This is a genomic window from Gordonia sp. DT219, assembly GCF_049847065.1.
Classification (GTDB): domain Bacteria; phylum Actinomycetota; class Actinomycetes; order Mycobacteriales; family Mycobacteriaceae; genus Gordonia.
Genome location: NZ_JBNCNR010000023.1, coordinates 1 through 17532, shown reverse-complemented (window position 1 = coordinate 17532; position 17532 = coordinate 1). Strand labels below are relative to the sequence as shown.

General features: G+C 66.8%; 21 protein-coding genes. 9 read left to right on the top strand and 12 right to left on the bottom strand.

From position 1 onward, the window contains the following. Nucleotides 1-114 precede the first annotated feature (114 nt). The 5 genes from ACPXB3_RS18940 (at nt 115) to ACPXB3_RS18920 (ending at nt 4796) form a co-directional block, all read left to right on the top strand. Complete coding sequence (locus tag ACPXB3_RS18940; RefSeq protein WP_425729025.1) at nt 115-1197, top strand: ATP-binding cassette domain-containing protein; 1083 nt, start codon at nt 115-117, stop codon at nt 1195-1197. After that, a complete protein-coding gene (locus tag ACPXB3_RS18935; RefSeq protein WP_425706893.1) occupies nt 1194-2021 on the top strand; it encodes an ABC transporter permease in 828 nt (275 codons plus the stop codon). Before ACPXB3_RS18940 ends, ACPXB3_RS18935 begins: the two co-directional genes overlap by 4 nt. Further along, complete coding sequence (locus ACPXB3_RS18930) at nt 2018-2833, top strand: ABC transporter permease (protein WP_425706892.1); 816 nt, start codon at nt 2018-2020, stop codon at nt 2831-2833. The genes ACPXB3_RS18935 and ACPXB3_RS18930 overlap by 4 nt, the downstream gene beginning before the upstream one ends. 96 nt (nt 2834-2929) lie before the next feature. After that, the gene (locus ACPXB3_RS18925) at nt 2930-3286 is read left to right on the top strand and encodes a GNAT family N-acetyltransferase (RefSeq protein ID WP_425706891.1); all 357 of its coding nucleotides are present in this window, start codon (nt 2930-2932) and stop codon (nt 3284-3286) included. A gap of 79 nt (nt 3287-3365) precedes the next feature. Then, on the top strand, nt 3366-4796 hold the full coding sequence (locus ACPXB3_RS18920; protein WP_425729023.1) for a protein kinase domain-containing protein: 1431 nt from the start codon (nt 3366-3368) through the stop codon (nt 4794-4796). 137 nt (nt 4797-4933) lie between these two features. On the opposite strand, the gene rpsQ is transcribed toward ACPXB3_RS18920, so the two are convergent. From rpsQ to ACPXB3_RS18860, 12 genes are all read right to left on the bottom strand, one after another. Continuing rightward, nucleotides 4934-5218, bottom strand: a complete 285-nt coding sequence (gene rpsQ, locus ACPXB3_RS18915; protein WP_425706889.1) for a 30S ribosomal protein S17 — start codon at nt 5216-5218, stop codon at nt 4934-4936. Further along, nucleotides 5215-5448 (bottom strand): 50S ribosomal protein L29, encoded by a 234-nt coding sequence (rpmC, locus tag ACPXB3_RS18910; RefSeq protein ID WP_425706888.1) that lies wholly within the window; start codon nt 5446-5448, stop codon nt 5215-5217. The genes rpsQ and rpmC overlap by 4 nt, the downstream gene beginning before the upstream one ends. Beyond that, entirely contained in the window at nt 5448-5864 is a 417-nt protein-coding gene (rplP, locus tag ACPXB3_RS18905; protein ID WP_425706887.1) for a 50S ribosomal protein L16, read from the bottom strand. The genes rpmC and rplP overlap by 1 nt, the downstream gene beginning before the upstream one ends. A gap of 2 nt (nt 5865-5866) precedes the next feature. Beyond that, complete coding sequence (gene rpsC / locus ACPXB3_RS18900) at nt 5867-6682, bottom strand: 30S ribosomal protein S3 (protein WP_425706886.1); 816 nt, start codon at nt 6680-6682, stop codon at nt 5867-5869. A 2-nt stretch (nt 6683-6684) separates the two neighbouring features. Next, complete coding sequence (gene rplV, locus ACPXB3_RS18895) at nt 6685-7095, bottom strand: 50S ribosomal protein L22 (protein WP_425706885.1); 411 nt, start codon at nt 7093-7095, stop codon at nt 6685-6687. Between the two features lie 3 nt (nt 7096-7098). Further along, entirely contained in the window at nt 7099-7380 is a 282-nt protein-coding gene (gene rpsS, locus ACPXB3_RS18890; RefSeq protein WP_006332376.1) for a 30S ribosomal protein S19, read from the bottom strand. Between the two features lie 21 nt (nt 7381-7401). Further along, complete coding sequence (rplB, locus tag ACPXB3_RS18885; protein ID WP_425706884.1) at nt 7402-8238, bottom strand: 50S ribosomal protein L2; 837 nt, start codon at nt 8236-8238, stop codon at nt 7402-7404. Between the two features lie 30 nt (nt 8239-8268). Then, on the bottom strand, nt 8269-8574 hold the full coding sequence (rplW, locus tag ACPXB3_RS18880; protein ID WP_425706883.1) for a 50S ribosomal protein L23: 306 nt from the start codon (nt 8572-8574) through the stop codon (nt 8269-8271). Nucleotides 8575-8576: 2 nt separating this feature from the next. Continuing rightward, entirely contained in the window at nt 8577-9251 is a 675-nt protein-coding gene (gene rplD / locus ACPXB3_RS18875) for a 50S ribosomal protein L4 (RefSeq protein WP_425706897.1), read from the bottom strand. A gap of 11 nt (nt 9252-9262) precedes the next feature. Continuing rightward, nucleotides 9263-9955, bottom strand: coding sequence for a 50S ribosomal protein L3 (rplC, locus tag ACPXB3_RS18870; protein WP_425706882.1), 693 nt, complete (start codon nt 9953-9955; stop codon nt 9263-9265). Between the two features lie 19 nt (nt 9956-9974). Then, nucleotides 9975-10280: a 30S ribosomal protein S10 gene (rpsJ, locus tag ACPXB3_RS18865; RefSeq protein ID WP_003938093.1), complete on the bottom strand. Its 306-nt coding sequence runs from the start codon at nt 10278-10280 to the stop codon at nt 9975-9977. Between the two features lie 459 nt (nt 10281-10739). After that, nucleotides 10740-11903, bottom strand: coding sequence for a hypothetical protein (locus ACPXB3_RS18860; protein ID WP_425729021.1), 1164 nt, complete (start codon nt 11901-11903; stop codon nt 10740-10742). Between the two features lie 220 nt (nt 11904-12123). Here ACPXB3_RS18860 and ACPXB3_RS18855 point away from each other — a divergent pair, with 220 nt between their 5' ends. The 4 genes from ACPXB3_RS18855 (at nt 12124) to ACPXB3_RS18840 (ending at nt 17350) form a co-directional block, all read left to right on the top strand. Continuing rightward, on the top strand, nt 12124-12621 hold the full coding sequence (locus ACPXB3_RS18855) for a hotdog fold domain-containing protein (RefSeq protein ID WP_425729019.1): 498 nt from the start codon (nt 12124-12126) through the stop codon (nt 12619-12621). 120 nt (nt 12622-12741) lie between these two features. Then, a complete protein-coding gene (locus ACPXB3_RS18850) occupies nt 12742-14544 on the top strand; it encodes an N-acetylglutaminylglutamine amidotransferase (RefSeq protein WP_425729017.1) in 1803 nt (600 codons plus the stop codon). Then, a complete protein-coding gene (locus ACPXB3_RS18845; protein WP_425729015.1) occupies nt 14541-16646 on the top strand; it encodes an alpha/beta hydrolase family protein in 2106 nt (701 codons plus the stop codon). The genes ACPXB3_RS18850 and ACPXB3_RS18845 overlap by 4 nt, the downstream gene beginning before the upstream one ends. Further along, nucleotides 16643-17350 carry a GntR family transcriptional regulator gene (locus ACPXB3_RS18840; RefSeq protein ID WP_425706877.1) on the top strand — a complete coding sequence of 236 codons (708 nt, stop codon included), beginning with the start codon at nt 16643-16645 and terminating at the stop codon, nt 17348-17350. The genes ACPXB3_RS18845 and ACPXB3_RS18840 overlap by 4 nt, the downstream gene beginning before the upstream one ends. Nucleotides 17351-17532: the final 182 nt, after the last annotated feature.

The window sequence follows — 17532 nt, the reverse complement described above, 5'->3', positions numbered from 1 at the left end:
GTCGATCCGGCAGTCCGTAGTGGACAAGTCGCCTCGAGTGTCGATCAGGTCGCGCCGTGTGGTTGCAGGTCACGCCACCGGTCCAGACGAGTCATCAGGGGAGAGGAGTGCCGGATGGCACACCCGTTCCGCCGACCGGTTGCCCCGACCTCGCGTGCTCGGCACCGCGCCGCCTCCGAGATCGCAATCGCCGCGAATGGCCTGCACAAACGCTTCGGAGAGCACATCGCCGTCGACGATGTCACGTTCAGCGTCGACAAGGGCTCGATCCTCGCACTCCTGGGGCCCAACGGTGCGGGAAAGACCACGACGGTCAACATGCTGTGCACATTGCTCAAGCCAGATGACGGGTCGGCCACCGTCGCCGGTCACGACGTCGTGGCCGACGCCGCGGCGGTCAGACGGTCCATCATGCTGACCGGCCAGTTCGCTGCGCTCGACGAATCGCTCAGCGGCCGGGCCAACCTGGTCCTGTTCGGCAGGCTGATGGGGCTGACCAAGCGGGCGGCGCGCGATCGTGCCGACGAACTGCTCGTCGACTTCGGTCTCACCGACGCCGCCGAACGTCGCGTCGGAAAGTATTCGGGTGGCATGCGGCGTCGAATCGACATCGCATGTGGCCTGGTCACCAGGCCCGAGGTGGTGTTTCTCGACGAACCGACCACGGGTCTCGATCCGCGCAGCCGACAGGACGTCTGGCGACTCGTCGCCGCGCTTCGCGATCAGGGCGTCACCATCTTGTTGACCACCCAGTACCTCGAGGAGGCCGACTTCCTCTCCGACCACATCGTGGTGATCGACAAGGGACGGGTGATCGCCTCGGGAACCGCGTCAGAACTCAAGGCGGCGACCGGCGCATCGCGTTATCAGGTGACTCCCACCGCACCGGAGGAACTCGAAGCGCTACGCGCCTGCCTCGGCGACCTCGGTGCCACACGCGCAGACACACCCACGGACGACACGACCGGTCGCGACGTCGAGGCGGTTGCCGTGTCGGTGCCGGCTCCAGAGGGCGCCGACACCTTGGCCGAGATCGTTCGTCGCACCACGCTCGCGGGAATCCGGTTGTCCGACATCACTTTACGTCTCCCAAGCCTCGATGAGGCATTCCTGGCGCTCACCGGTCCCGACGCCCCGGCCGACGACCCAGCCGACGCCGACGCCGTACACCATTCCGACGGAAGCGCCAGCGCATGACCGAGGCGGTGCCGACGGGACTCACCGCGATCGATACCGACCCCCAGTCGGGTACCGAGCCGCATCCTCGCGCCCTGACGCAACTCTGGGTACTCGTCGGGCGCGGCGTCGCCGGTATCGTCGGCAACGGCGAGTTCATCTTCGCGTTCGTCGCGCCCGTCCTGCTCGCGGTGTGCTTCTATCTGCCCCTTCGCTCCATCATGAACGCCGATCCCGGGATGGACTACGCACAGTTCCTGATGCCGATCATCGCGCTGCAGTCGGTGGGATTCGTCGCGTCCGCCGCCGCGATGCGCGCCGCGAACGATGCGACGAAGGGCGTGCACACCCGGTTCCGCACCCTCCCCATGCGCTCATGGATTCCGGTGACCGCACGTCTCGGCACCAACGGACTGTTGTTGGTGCTGTCGATCGTCTGCGCCACCGCGACAAGTCTCGTGATGGGATGGCGTGCGCACGGCTCTGTTCTCGACACCATCGGACTGTTCGCCGTCGCCCTCGTCGTCGGACTCGTGATCGCGGCGATCGCCGACGCGATCGGGTTGTTGTCGGACAGTCCCGAGGCGACGAGTCAGGCACTCTCACTGCCCATCCTCATCCTCGGCATGATGTCGACGGGATTCGTCCCCGAGAGCCAGTTCCCCGAGTGGATCGCACCTTTCGTGCGCAATCAGCCGATCTCGCAGTTCGCGGCGTCGATGCGTGCACTCGGCGACGGCAGCGCCACCCGGGCGATACTCATGCCGACGGTGTCGTGGTGCGTCGGCCTGGCCGCCGCCGCGGTGGTACTCGGTGCACTCGGGGCCAGAAAGGCGGGCCGATGACCACCCAGATGCCGGTCACGGTCCCTCGATCCGAGCGGTCGTTGCGCGCGTGGGCGACGCAGAGCGGCGCCCTGACGTGGCGTCAGGTGTCGGTGATGGTCGGCGACAAGGGCATGCTCATCCAGCTCGTCGTGGTTCCCGTGCTCACGCTGCTCATGTTCAAGGTGGTGCTCGGCGACGCCATCGGCGGGGCGACCGGGCAGGACAGCTCCTACTCGACCGTGCCGCTGGTCATCCTCGTCAGTGCGATGTTCGGGTCGGTCGCCGCCGGCGTGCGTCTGAACTCCGAACGCGGTACCGGACTTCTCACCAGGCTCTACGTCTTACCGATCCATCGCGCCGCCGACCTCACCTCGCGTCTTGGTAGCGAGGTGGTCCGCATCGTCGTCGTGACCGCGCTCCTGCTCGCGATAGGGACGGCGACGGGCTTCCGGATCACCGGCGGCATCGCCTCGGTCGTCGGCATCGTCGCCGTCACCCTGATGTTCGGTGTCGCGTACGCGACACTCGTCCTCGCCCTGGCAGTGAGCGCTGGACCGGCCGCGCCGCTGGTCCCCCTGCTGTCGTTGATCTCCAGCGTTTTGATGTTCTTCAACTCGGGCTTCTCCCCCATCGAGGCCTACCCGGGATGGCTACAGCCCATCGTCGCCAACCAACCCATGACACCGACGATCGAAGTGATGCGGTCGTTGGCCGACGGCGGACCCGTGGCACACAACTTCGTCAAGGTGGCGATCTGGTCGGTCGCGATCATCGCGGTCTGCCTCGTTCCGGCGCTGCGCGGATATCGCCGCGCAGCCACCGCCCGATAGTTCCCGGGGCTCGCTGGTTCAGCGATACCACTGACGGGTTCACCCCGCGACACGCACGCCGATCCGGCCCGCGGAATCTGCCCTACCCTCGGTCCCATGCCCCTCGACAAAACCGGCGCCACCGCCGACGTCTCCCACGTTCCCGACACGCTGCGTTACCAGATCAGCGTCGACGAGCAGATCGCCGGCGTCACCGTCTATCGCGAGCGGGAACACGACGGCGCGACCGAACGCATCTTCTTCCACACCGAGGTGGCCGAGAAGTTCGGCGGACGCGGGCTGGCGACGATCCTCATCGCCGAGGCGCTCGCGGATACGCGCGCGCAGGGCAAGGTGATCGTCGCTGTCTGCCCGATGGTCGCGGCGTTTGTGGAAAAGCACCACGAGTTCGACGCCGACACGCGTCCGGTGACCGAGGAGGTCATCGACTGGGTGGCCGGGCACACCGACTGATCGGCCCGGCGTCCCCTGATCGGCGTGCGCTCTTGCGCCGGGCGCCGGAGATGTCGCACTCTCCCACTACACTTGCGGCGTGGCGTTGACAGTTGGTCAGGAGTTCGCCGGATATCGGATCATTCGGGTGCTCGGTGCGGGCGGGATGGGCGAGGTGTATCTGGCCCGGCATCCGCGCCTGCCCCGCCGCGACGCGCTCAAGGTGCTGCCGGCGAACCTCTCCTCCGACGAGGCGTTCCGCCGTCGCTTCACCCGTGAGGCCGATCTCGCGGCCGGTCTCGATCACCCCAACGTCGTCGACGTCTACGACCGCGGCGAGTCCGACGGCCAGTTGTGGATCACCATGCGCTACGTCGAGGGACAGGACGGCGCCGAGCTCCTGTCGTCTCGCCCGGGTGGCCTACCCGGCGCCGAAGTCGCCCACATCGTCACCGCGGTCGCCGACGCCCTCGATCACGCGCACGCCCAGAACCTTCTGCACCGTGACGTCAAACCGGCCAACGTCCTCCTCACCGAGGCCACCGGACCGACGAAGCGCCGCCGCGTGCTGCTCGCGGACTTCGGTATCGCGCGTCCGATCCTCGAGGAGACGCGGTTGACCGCCACCAACCTGACCGTCGGGTCGTTCGCGTACTCCTCGCCCGAGCAGCTGGCCGCCGAGAAACTCGACGGCCGCGCCGACGAGTACTCGCTGGCCTGTACGGCCTACCAGTTACTCAGCGGCGCAACCCCATTCGCCAACACCAATGTCGCCGCATTGATCCGTCAACAGATGAGCGAGCCGCCACCGCCCATCACGACTCGCCGGCCCGACCTGTCGCGCCGGGTGGACCAGGTACTCGGGCGCGCGCTGGAAAAGGACCCGGCTCGCCGCTATCGCACGTGCTCGGAGTTCGCCGCCGACCTCGACGCCGCGCTCACCACCACGCCGGCCGCGCCCACCGTCACACCTGCGCCGGTCGGCTCCGCTTCATCGCCGCATGCGCCGGCCGCCGACCCGGGGACGCCGGTCCCACTCGCCAAGTCGAAAACGGCCGGACACTCGGCCCTGCCCCCGGCATCGCCGGGTGTCACCCCGCCCCCCTACGCCCCGCCCCCGAACACCCGGCCCGCGAACACCCCGCCACCCAGTTCACCGGGGCGCCACAATCCACCACCGCCGTACTCACCGCCCTATCCGGCGGCGTCGTATGCGGTCACGTCCTACGGTGCGCCTGCGGCGTATCCGCCGGCGCCCAACCGTCGTGCAGACAATCAGGCGTTGTGGTCGCTGATCTGCGCGCTGGTGTCCTTCGTCGGCAGCTGCCTGTTCGGCGTCGGCGGAATCATATTGGGCGGTGTGGCGATCTACTTCGGCACCAGCAGTCTGAGACTCTCGCGTGCGCAGCAGGCGCCCGGGACGGCCCCGACGACGAACAAACGGGGCCTGGCGATCGCCGGCATCGCCGTCGGTGTTCTCGGTCTGCTGTTCAGCGTCGTCATGCTGATCGGGTTCATCGCCACGGCCTGACGCGGGCGTGGTCGCACGGTCGGTCGGTTCCGGACTGCCCGGCTGCAGACAGTCCGTCCGGTCCCGACATATGTCTGCGGCCCGCCTCCCATAGGGGAAGCGGGCCGCGGACAGATATCATTGCGTTTCGAGCAGGCTTACTTGGCCTTCTCCAGCACCTCGACGAGGCGCCAGTGCTTGGTCGCCGACAACGGGCGGGTCTCCATGATCCGCACGCGGTCGCCGACGCCGGCAACGCCGTTCTCGTCGTGCGCCTTGACCTTGCTCGTGGTCCGGATGATCTTGCCGTACAGCGGATGCCGCGAACGACTTTCCAGCTCGACCACAATGGTCTTCTGCATCTTGTCACTGACGACGTAGCCGATCCGCTCCTTGCGGCTGGCACGTACCTTGGTATCGGTCACCTTCTGGTCCTCACTCATGCGTCATCACCATCCGGTCCCGACGCCAGACCCAGCTCGCGCTCGCGCATCACGGTGTAGACGCGCGCGATCTCGCGACGCACGGTCCGCAGACGGCGATTGTTGTCGAGCTGGCCGGTGGCCATCTGGAAACGAAGGTTGAAGAGCTCTTCCTTCGACTCTTTCAAGCGGTCGACCAGATCGTTGTCACTGAGGTCACGCAGTTCGGCTGCGGCAACTCCGAGTCCCATCAGAACTGCTCCTCTCTGGTCACGATTCGGGTCTTGATCGGGAGCTTGTGCTGCGCGCGACGCAGGGCCTCGCGAGCGGTCTCCTCATTCGGGTAGGTCATCTCGAACAGCACGCGGCCCGGCTTGACCGGGGCCACCCACCACTCGGGCGAACCCTTACCCGAACCCATGCGGGTCTCGGCCGGCTTCTTGGTGAGCGGACGGTCCGGGAAGATGTTGATCCACACCTTGCCGCCACGCTTGATGTGCCGGTTGATGGCGATACGAGCGGACTCGATCTGACGGTTGGTGATGTAGGCGCTCTCCAGTGCCTGGATGCCGAAATCACCGAACGTCACCTTGGTGCCGCCCGATGCCTGACCCTTCAGGCTCGGGTGATGCTGCTTGCGGTGTTTGACCCGCCGTGGGATCAACATTGCTAGCCCTCCTGCTTCTCTGCACCGGCGGATGCTCCGACTGCGGCCTCGCCGCCGGAAGACTCCGCGGCGCGACCGGCATCGGTGCTCGTGGCAGTGGTGCCCGAGGCACCGCTGCGGCGGGGCCGGCTCGGCCGGCGCGCACGACGGTCCTCGGCGGCCGGAGCCGCTGCCGACAGTTCACGCTTGCCACCGACGATGTCGCCCTTGTAGATCCACACCTTCACGCCGATGCGGCCGAAGGTCGTCTTCGCCTCGTGCAGTCCGTAGTCGATGTCGGCGCGCAGCGTATGCAGCGGCACCCGACCTTCGCGATAGAACTCGCTGCGGCTCATCTCCGCACCGCCAAGGCGGCCCGAGCACTGCACCCGGATGCCCTTGACGTTGGGCTGACGCATCGCCGACTGGATCGCCTTACGCATCGCGCGACGGAACGCCACGCGGTTGCTGAGCTGCTCGGCGACACCCTGGGCCACCAGCTGGGCCTCGGACTCGGGGTTCTTGACCTCGAGGATGTTCAACTGCACCTGCTTGCCGGTCAACTTCTCCAGCTCACCACGGATGCGGTCGGCCTCGGCGCCACGGCGACCGATGACGATGCCCGGACGTGCGGTGTGGATGTCGACGCGAACCCGGTCCCGGGTGCGCTCGATCTCCACCTTCGCGATGCCTGCACGCTCGAGTCCGGTGGACAGGAGCTTGCGGATGGCGACATCCTCTTTCACGTACTCCGCGTACTGCTTGTCTGCGTACCAACGGCTGTTCCAGTCGGTGGTGATGCCCAGACGGAAGCCGTGCGGGTTGATTTTCTGGCCCACTGCTAGGCTCCCTTCTTCTTCGGCTGACGCGAGCGTCCGCGAGTGGCACCGGCCTGCTCCGGCAAGCTCTCCACGACCACGGTGATGTGGCTGGTGCGCTTGCGGATACGGAAGGCGCGGCCCTGGGCACGCGGCTGGAACCGCTTCATGGTCGGACCCTCATCGGCGAACGCGGTCGCAACGACCAGGCTCCGTCGATCGAGGTCCAGATTGTTCTCGGCGTTGGCCACCGCACTGGCGAGGACCTTGTACACCGTCTCGGAGGCCGACTGCGGAGCGAACCGCAGGATGTCGAGGGCCTCGTCGACGTTCTTGCCGCGGATCAGGTCGATCACACGACGCGCCTTCATCGGCGTCACGCGAACGAACTTCGCGGTCGCCTTCGCTGTGGGGTTCTCGGTTTGAGTAGTCATGGCTTACCGGCGCTTCGCTTTCCGGTCATCCTTGATGTGACCCTTGAAGGTGCGGGTGGGCGCGAACTCGCCCAGCTTGTGCCCGACCATGTTGTCCGAGACGAACACCGGGACATGCTTGCGACCGTCGTGGACGGCGAAGGTGTGACCGATGAAGTCGGGGATGATGGTCGAACGGCGCGACCAGGTCTTGATGACCTGCTTGGTGCCCTTCTCGTTCTGAACATCGACCTTCTTCAGGAGATGGTCGTCGACGAACGGGCCCTTTTTGAGGCTGCGTGGCATTCTTCTACCTCCTCCTGTTTCTTATCGTTTGTTCTTGCCGGTACGCCGGCGGCGGACGATCAGCTTGTCGCTGGCCTTGTTCTTGCGGGTACGGCCCTCGGGCTTACCCCACGGGCTGACCGGGTGGCGACCACCGGAGGTCTTGCCCTCGCCGCCACCATGCGGGTGGTCGACCGGGTTCATCACAACACCACGGACGGTGGGGCGCTTGCCCTTCCAGCGCATACGGCCGGCCTTGCCCCAGTTGATGTTGGACTGTTCGGCGTTACCCACCTCGCCGACGGTGGCGCGGCAGCGCACGTCGACGCGGCGGATCTCGCCGGAGGGCATACGCAGGGTCGCGTAGGCGCCCTCCTTGCCCAGCAGCTGGATCGAGGCACCGGCGCTGCGGGCCATCTTGGCCCCACCGCCCGGTCGCAGCTCCACGGCGTGGACCTGGGTACCGGTCGGGATGTTACGCAGCGGCAGGTTGTTGCCGGGCTTGATGTCGGCGGCCGCGCCGCTCTCCACCACGTCGCCCTGCTTGAGTCCACGCGGCGCGATGATGTAGCGCTTCTCGCCATCGATGTAGTGCAGCAACGCGATCCGCGCAGTGCGGTTCGGGTCGTACTCGATGTGGGCGACCTTGGCGTTGACGCCGTCCTTGTCGTTGCGACGGAAGTCGATCAGACGGTAGGCGCGCTTGTGACCGCCGCCCTTGTGGCGGGTGGTGATCCGACCGTGCGCGTTACGGCCACCGCGGCCGTGCAGCGGACGGACCAGCGACTTCTCCGGATGATCGCGGGTGACCTCGGAGAAATCCGCGCCACTGGATCCGCGACGACCCGGGGTCGTCGGCTTGTATTTACGAATAGCCATGTGAAAGTCCCTCTATTCCAAGAGTCCCGGTCAGCTGACCGAGCCTCCGAAGATCTCGATGGGCTTGCTGTCGGCGGTCAGCGTCACGAAGGCGCGCTTGGTGGAGCGGCGCTGGCCGTAGCCGAAGCGGGTCCGCTTGCGCTTGCCCTGCCGGTTCGCGGTGTTGACGCTGTCGACGCTCACGTCGAAGATCTGCTCGATGGCGATTTTGATCTGCGTCTTGTTGGAGTCCGGGTGCACCAGGAAGGTGTACACGTTCTCCTCCATGAGCCCGTAGGACTTCTCCGAGATCACCGGCGCCAGGATGATGTCGCGCGGGTTGGCCTGGATAGCCATGCTCACGCCTCCTCTGCGTTGTCAGTGGTCTTGGTGTTGCCGGCGATGAACGCAGCCAGCGTCTCCACGCTGAACACCACCTCGTCGGCGTCGAGGACGTCGTAGGTGTTGAGCTGATCGGCGGCGATCGGCAGCACGTTGTCGAGGTTCGCCACGCTCTTCCACGCGGTCAGGTCCTCACGTCCCAGCACCACCAGGAACTTGCGGCGATCCGAGAGGATATCCAGGAACTGGCGGGCCGATTTGGTCGAAGGAGCCTGTCCGGCAACCAGTTCGGTGATGACGTGGATGCGCTCGTTACGAGCACGATCACTCAGCGCGCCGCGCAGCGCGGCCGCCTTCATCTTCTTGGGGGTGCGCTGGCTGTAGTCGCGCGGCTGCGGACCGTGCACGGTGCCACCACCGGCGAACTGAGGTGCGCGGGTCGAACCCTGACGGGCGCGGCCGGTGCCCTTCTGCCGGTACGGCTTTGCTCCACCACCGCGGACTTCGCCGCGGGTCTTGGTGGAGTGCGTGCCCTGGCGTGCGGCGGCCTGCTGGGCCACCACGACCTGATGCATCAGCGCGATGTTGGCGGGGGCGTCGAACAGCTCGGCGGGCAGATCAACGGTTCCGTTGGTCGAGCCGTCGGCGGTCTTGACGTCCAGCGTCAGCTTGGTTGTGCTCTGTGTGGTCACTGTCTCGGTGCTCATTGCTGCGCACCACCCTTCACTGTGTTGCCCTTGACGGCGTCGCGAACCACCACGATGCCGCCCCTGCGACCCGGGATCGCTCCCTTGATCAGCAGCAGACCGGCCTCGGCGTCCACCTTGTGGACGACGAGATTCTGTGTGGTCACCTTGTCGTTACCCATACGTCCAGCCATCCGCATGCCCTTGAACACGCGGCCCGGGGTGGCGCAGCCACCGATCGAACCCGGTGCGCGGTGCACACGGTGCACGCCGTGGCTGGCGCCGAGACCGGAGAAGCCGTGACGCTTCATCGGACCGGCGAAGCCCTTGCCCTTGGACGTACCGGTGACATCCACCAGCGCGCCGTCGGCGAAGATCTCGGCGGTCAGTTCCTGACCGATCTCGAGTGCGCTGACGTCGGCCACCCGGATCTCGGCCAGATGCCGGCGCGGGGTGACCCCCGCCTTGGCGTACTGGCCGGTGACGGGCTTGGAGACCTTGCGCGGATCGATGGCGCCGTAGGCGACCTGCACGGCGGTGTAACCGTCGCGCTCTGCAGTCCGCAGCTGGGTCACGACATTCGGGCCCGCTTGGATGACGGTGACCGGAACGACGCGGTTGTTCTCGTCGAATACCTGGGTCATGCCGAGTTTGGTGCCCAGGATCCCGCGTGTGGCACCTTGGTTTGCAATGCTCTTCTGATTACTCATGATTCTCTTCGCCCCCGCCCTACTGGATGTTGACGTCGACGCTGGCCGGCAGGTCGATGCGCATCAGCGCGTCAACCGTCTTCGGCGTCGGGTCGAGGATGTCGATGAGTCGCTTATGGGTACGCATCTCGAAGTGTTCGCGGCTGTCCTTGTACTTATGCGGCGAACGGATGACGCAGTACACGTTCTTCTCGGTCGGCAACGGCACCGGGCCGACCACGCGTGCCCCGGTACGGGTCACGGTTTCCACGATCTTGCGCGCCGAAGCGTCGATCGCCTCGTGGTCATAGGCCTTGAGCCTGATGCGGATCTTCTGTCCCGCCACGCTGTGTCCTCTTCCGTCAGTTGTTCTCGACAGACAAACACCGCGCACCTGGGCCGGCGCAGGCCGCCCGCGGGCACATAGATCACCGCGTGAGAGTCGGGATCGACGCTGTTCATCTGTCGTTGTACGTTGGCTCGCCACTGGGGACGAGCCGATTTGCTCCGGCACCCGCGGTCGGGCGTGTCGAGTCCGTGAACCGGGAACGGCCACGCGTTACACGCCCAGTCCCCGATTTCCGGGCCTGGGAGTCATGTACCCGGGGGATGGACGCAGGCTTTCCTGCGTCCGCCGTTCCAGGCAACCCGACAAGTATGCACCAGGTCGGGGTGGGGATTCAAATCCGCCGATCACTGCCCGATCATCCGGCGTGCTAGAACGCGGCCCGGGCTTGTCGGCGCAGGTGGTACACCGTGGGCGTCGACATGCTCGGACCGCGTTCTCCTCAGTTGCCGCCCTGGGTTACTGCTGACCGGGCCACTGCTGACCGGGGCCCGACCCGTAACCAGGCTGTTGGCCCGGCCACTGCTGACCCGGCGCCGACCCGAAACCGGGCTGCTGGCCGGGAGCCGAACCGTAGCCGGGCTGTTGGCCAGGAGCTGAACCGAAGCCGGGTTGCTGACCTGGCGTCGAACCGAATGCGGGCTGTCCGCCGATCGGACCGCCGCCGAATCCGCCGGCCACGGGCGCGGAGGATGTCGGCAGCGTGGACAGCACCACCCCGGCGATGGCCGCGATCAGCGCGGCGAGGGTTGCGAGGAAGACGATCCACAGGCCGTATCCGGCGGATACGTCGGGGGCCGGCCCGCCGGCGGTCGACGCGTCGGCCGGGCTCTTGCCGTCGGCCGAGACCGCAGCTCCGGGGTCGGAGAGAAATACCGCGACCGCGATCAGTGAGGCGAGCCCGATGACCACCGCACCGATCGATGCGATCGCGGGGAATCTGCGCAGGATCAGCGGAACCGCACCGATGATCAGCAGCACACCGAACACGATCGTCCACACTCCGGGCGCAGCGGTGCCGTCACCGCTGTCGCCGGAGTTCAGTTCCTTCTCGAACTCCTGATTGAACTGATTCTGGTACTGCGAGGGGAGTCCCGAGACGTCAATATCGTTATTGGTCGACTCCGAACCGAGTCCGGTCACCGATGCCGATACCGAACCCTTGATGGCCCCTGCCCCCGGGATCGACTCGTTGATGTCCAACTCGGCAGTGGCCCATGTCAGGAAGCTGAAGATCACCATCAGCAACCCGAAGAACGCCAGCACGGCGCCGATGATCAGCGTCGGCATCGGGCGGCCCGATCGCGGTGCGGTGATCCGCGACGCCAGCGAGTTCGACGCGGGGGCCGGCGGGGCGCCGAACGGCGACCCGGCCGGTCCGCCGAAACCCGGTTGGCCCGATCCCGGCTGAGGCTGCCCCGGCTGGCCGTAGCCCGGTTGTTGGCCGTAGCCCGGTTGTTGGCCGTAGCCCGGTTGTTGGCCGTAGCCCGGTTGTTGGCCGTAGCCCGGTTGCTGACCATAGTTAGGTTGTTGGCCGTATCCCGGCTGACCGGAGCCCGGCGCCCCGAAACCCTGATTCGGATTCTGACCTTCACCCGGCCCGCCCTGGTTCCCGAATGTCACGCTCGACCTCCCGCCCGATGCCGACGCCCGCGGCACTGTGACGTCGTTGATGTTGGCAGCCTATCGTCTCCGCCGTCACGGACCACCGATAACGGCGGCGCCGATCGTTCGAATCGACGAATCCTCGAATCGGTAGACATCGGTCGCGGAAACCGCGACCACACGTCTACCGATTCCAGGTGTGCCCCGGCCCGGGGCCGGGCGGTTATCGTCGGAGCCCATGACGACAGACAAAGCACCCGCTGCCGGAGTGACCGCGACGTACGCCCTGCGCCGCCGGCTTCCGGACAACGTTCTCGGCCACGCCTTGTTCTCGCTGGGTATGGTCGCGCGGGTGCCCTACTTCGGCACCGTGCTGCCCCTGGTCGAACGGATGGAGCCGGGTTTCTGCCGGGTCAGCGCCCCCAAATGGTTCGGCGTGTACAACCACATCGGCACCTTCCACGCGATCGCCGCCTGCAACCTCGCCGAGGCGGCGATGGGCATGCTGATGGAGGCGACGCTGCCGACCTCACATCGCTGGCTGCCCAAGGCAATGTCCACCCAGTACCTGGCCGAGGCCACGACCCGGCTGACCGCCGAGGCGAGCCTCGCCGAGCCCCTCGACACCGCGGCCATCACCACCGGCACCGACGTCGTCGTGTCGATCCGCATCCTCGACACGGACGGCACCGAGGTCGTCCACGCCGACATCACCACCTGGGTGACGCCACGCTGACACACGGTTCGCACTGACGCGGCGCGTCGAAGCTCCTAGGCTGGGCGCAGACGTCATCCGCCTCACTCGCCGGCCCGGCAGTGTCGATGCCAGGACCAGGTCGACGGAAGGACAGATCGCATGTGTGGAGTCTGCGGCGAGATCCGCTTCGACGGACGGGCGCCCGACGTCGCCGCCGTCGACGCGATGACCTGCGCGATGACCCGGCGCGGTCCGGACGCCGGGGGCCTGTTCGTCAAAGGCAGTGTGGCCTTGGGGCATCGGCGTCTCCAGATCATCGACCTCTCCGAGCGCGGCGGTCAGCCGATGATCGATCCCGAACTGGGACTGGCACTCGTGTTCAACGGCTGCATCTACAACTACGAGCAGTTGCGCACCGAGCTGGAGGGCAAGGGATACCGCTTCTTCTCGCACGCCGATTCCGAGGTCATCCTGAAGGCCTTCCACGCGTGGGGCGCCGACTGCGTCGACCATCTGATCGGGATGTTCGCCTTTGCCATCACCGACACCGATTCGGGGACGGTCACTCTGGCGCGCGACCGGTTGGGTATCAAACCGCTCTACCTGGCCGAGACGCCGGGCCGATTGCGGTTCGCGTCGTCGGTGCAGGCGCTCTTACGGGCCGGTGACGTCGACACCACCATCGATCGCGTTGCGCTGCACCATTACTTCAGTTTCCACGCGGTGGTGCCGGCTCCGCACACCATGTACAACGGCATCCGCAAACTGCCGCCGGCGACCGTGCGCACCATCACCCGCGACGGGCGCAGCACCGAACACCGTTATTGGGAGCCGGTTTTCGCCCCGCATCCCGACCGTGCCGACTGGGACGCGCAGCGCTGGGGGCACGAGCTGATGGACTCGCTGCGCACATCCGTGCGGCGTCGGATGGTCGCCGACGTGCCCGTCGGGGTCCTGCTCTCCGGCGGTATCGACTCCTCGTTGGTGGTGGCGTTGCTGGCCGAACAGGGGCAGGCCGACCTCGCCACCTTCAGCATCGGATTCGATGCGGCGGCAGGCGAATCCGGGGACGAATATGCGTACTCGGATCTGGTCGCCGACACCTTCGGTACCGATCATCACAAGATCCACATCGGCACCGACCGGCTGCTGCCCGCGGTCCCGGACACCATCGCCGCGATGAGCGAACCGATGGTCAGCCACGATTGCGTCGCGTTCTACCTGCTCTCCCAGGAGGTCAGCAAGTCGATCAAGGTCGTACAGTCCGGCCAGGGTGCCGACGAGATACTCGGCGGCTACTCCTGGTACCCGCCACTGCGGGACATCGCCCGGCCGGAGACCACCAAGGCCTATCGGGAGGTCTTCTTCGACCGGTCGCACGCGGACATCACCGCGATCCTCGCCGACCCATACCTGTTGGGCGACAACGACTACGACCCGAGCTGGGAGTTCGTGCACGCGCATCAGTCCGCACCGGGCGCCGAAACAGCCGTCGACGCCGCACTGCGCACCGACACCACCATCATGCTCGTCGACGACCCGGTGAAACGGGTGGACACGATGACGATGGCCTGGGGCCTGGAGGCACGCGTGCCGTTTCTCGACCACGAGTTCGTCGAGCTCGCCGCCACCTGCCCACCCGACCTCAAACTCGCCCACGGCGGCAAGGGCGTGCTCAAGCAGGCGAGCCGGGCCCTGCTGCCGTCGGCGATCATCGACCGCACCAAGGGCTACTTCCCGGTGCCCGGTATCCGCCACCTCGAGGGGCCGGTCTTCGATCTGGTCGGCGACGCGCTGCACACGCAGTCGGCGAAGGACCGTGGGTTGTACCGGCCGGCCGCGCTCGACCGATTGTTCGCCGACCCCAACGGGATTCGCACCACCCTCGACGGCAACGAACTGTGGCAGGTCGCGATGCTGGAGATGTGGTTGCAGAGCATGGAAGGCCTCACCGCACCGTGACCCCGCCCGTTCCGACCGGCGCCGACGCGCGCGATGCCACGACGGGCGGCATCCCCGAGCCGGCGTTCTCGGTGCGCTTCGATGAGACCGGGTGGCACACCTATGGCCCGTCGGTGTCCCCGGACGGGTCCGCCTTCGCCTACATCGTCGACGACGGAGTCGGGTATCCCCGTGCCGCGCAACGGGTTCTGACGACCGAGGGCGTCGGCGAGCTGCGCTGGGTCCGGGTACCCGCGACCGGTCCGGTCCGCAAGGTCGAACATTCCAGTGACGGTCAGTGGCTCGCGGTCGAGCTCGCGCCCAGCGGCGGCGAACGCCATCAGGTGTGGGTGGTGACGACCGACCCCGGCGACGACACGGCGCACCGTGTCGCCGGGCTCCGGCCCGATGGCAATCCCTACACCCCGGGCGCGGGACTGTCGTTCGGCACCGTCACCCTCGTCGGCTGGGACGCCGACTGGGTTCTCATCACCGCGACCGCCACCGACGGCACCGCGCATTCGCTGCGCGTCCACCCGGGCACCGGCGCCACCCAGACCCTCGACGTCCGGGTCGGCGGCGCCCTCGTCGACTCGTGGAAGGGTGCGACGCTGCTGCGGGTCGGTCCGCGCGGCTACCACGACATGCTGCTGCTGCGGCGCCGCGTACACACCGGCGACGACGCCCTCGACGGCGAACCCGAAATCGAGATGACGACCCTGCTGCCCAACGATCCGGGCTCGGTCACCGACGACGGCTACATCCTCGATCAGGGCTTCGATCATCCGTCGCTGGTGTTCGTCGATCCGCCGCAGGACTCGCGCCGCGACCTCGATTCGGTCCAGGCGGTGGTCCGCAGCGACTTCGATGCGAAGTATCCGCGTCTGCTCGGCGTCGAGGTGGCCGCCACCGGCACACGGTTCCGGGTGCTGGCGGAGCGTGCCGGCAGTGGACTGGACGCCTTCGCGGTCTCCCATGACCAGTCGACGATCGCGATGCTGTGGAATGTCGACGGCCACAGCGAGTTACAGATCATGACACTGCCCGACCAGACACTGCACGACCCGATCCCGCTGCCCGGCGACGTCGCCGCGCAGTTGTCGATCAGCGCTGCGGGCACCTTGATCGCGGTGACCGTGTCGAGTCCGCAGCGCTCGCCGATGGTGCATCTGGTCAACACCGTGACCCGCGAGGTCATGCCGGTGCGTGACGACGTGGTGACCGGCTCCGGACCGTCGCACACACTGCGTCCGGAGCTGCATGAGTTCTCTGCCCGCGACGGAATGCCGTTGTCGGGCTGGCTGTTCCGCCCGCCGCACGCGCCGGGAGAGTCCGACGGACTGCCCACGCCATACCTGCTGTATTTCCACGGCGGTCCCGAGTCGCAGACCCGGCCGGACTACCAGTTCCTGTTCGGACCGCTCGTCGATGCCGGGATCGGGGTGTTCGCGCCCAATGTGCGTGGGTCGTCGGGTTACGGACGGTTGTTCTCCCACGCCGACGACCGCTACGGCCGGTACGCGGGCATCGACGACGCCGCCGACTGCGCGGCATATCTGGTCGACTCCGGCATCGCCGATGCCGATGCCCTCTACGCGTCCGGCCGATCCTACGGCGGGTATCTGACGTTGGCGTGCCTGACCTTTCACCCCACACTGTTCGCCGCAGGCATCGCGATCTGCGGGATGAGCGATCTCGAGTCGTTCTTCCGCAACACCGAACCGTGGATCGCGGTCGCGGCCTACACCAAATACGGTCATCCGGAATCGGATCGGGAGCTGCTGCGTGACCTGTCGCCGATCCATCGGATCGACGAGGTGCGCGCACCACTGCTGGTGATCCACGGCGCCCACGACACCAATGTGCCGGTCAGCGAGTCCCAGCAGATCGTGAACGAGCTGCGTTCGCGGGGCCGGGTCGCCGAATTGTTGATGTTCGGTGACGAGGGCCATGAGATCGTCAAACGTGATAATCAGCAGCGGCTGACCGAATCCGTCGCCGACTGGGTGCGCCGCCATCCGTCGGCGGCCGTCGCGCACGCCGAGTCGGTGCGGCTGGCACGCGAAGCCGAATTCGGCTGCGATACAGGTATCTCTTTCGAATACGGTTCGGAGACGTCATGAACCGTCGCCGCCCCAACCCGCTGGTCGCCAAACTCGTCGAGGTGCGCTCGTTACACGACCACGCCAACATCGAGGAGGAGTTGCGCCGGCTGATCCTCTCCGGCGGCGCGCCGCCGGGTACCGGCATACCGCCGGGCGAGGTCGCCGATGCCTTTCGCGTGAGTCCGATCCCGGTGCGGGAGGCGCTCAAAACCCTGGTCGGAGAAGGACTCGTTGTCCACCAACGCAATTCCGGGTACCGGGTCAGCTCACTGTCGACCGACGAACTCAAGGAGATCTACTTCGTGCGGGGCGTTCTCGAACAGGCCGCGCTCGCACAGGCGGTGGAACGTGTCGACGACGCCGACCTCGCCCGTGCCCGCGACTGGCACCAGCAGCTGTTGACCGCGACGAAGTGGCAGGACGGCAAGTCGTTTCACGACATCTCACGGCAATTCCACGTCAGTCTCACCACCCCGTGCGGGATGCCGCGTCTGTTGTCGATGTTCGAGTCGACATGGAATCTGACCGAGCCGTTCCAGATGATGCGCAGCGTCGGCGCGGCGACGCAGCAGCTGCTCAACGACGACCATGCGGCGATGCTCGACGGCTTCGCCGCCCGTGACGTCGCCACCGTGCTCGACGTCGCCCGCGCCCATCATTCGCGGCTCGAGACCGCGATCCTCGAGACCGCCGACCGGCTCGGTCTGTTACCGGACGAGTGAGTCCCGGCGAGCGCCGCTCTGCCTGACCACGTCATCACCGTCGAACAGGTGGACTGTTCTGTCCGCGGCGTGAATCCGCAACGCGCTCAACGGTTCGTCAACAATCTGGCCACCGCATCCGCCGGCGGCTCCCCCGACGACACCGCAAACACCCGACCATCATCAGCCACCAAAAAATATGT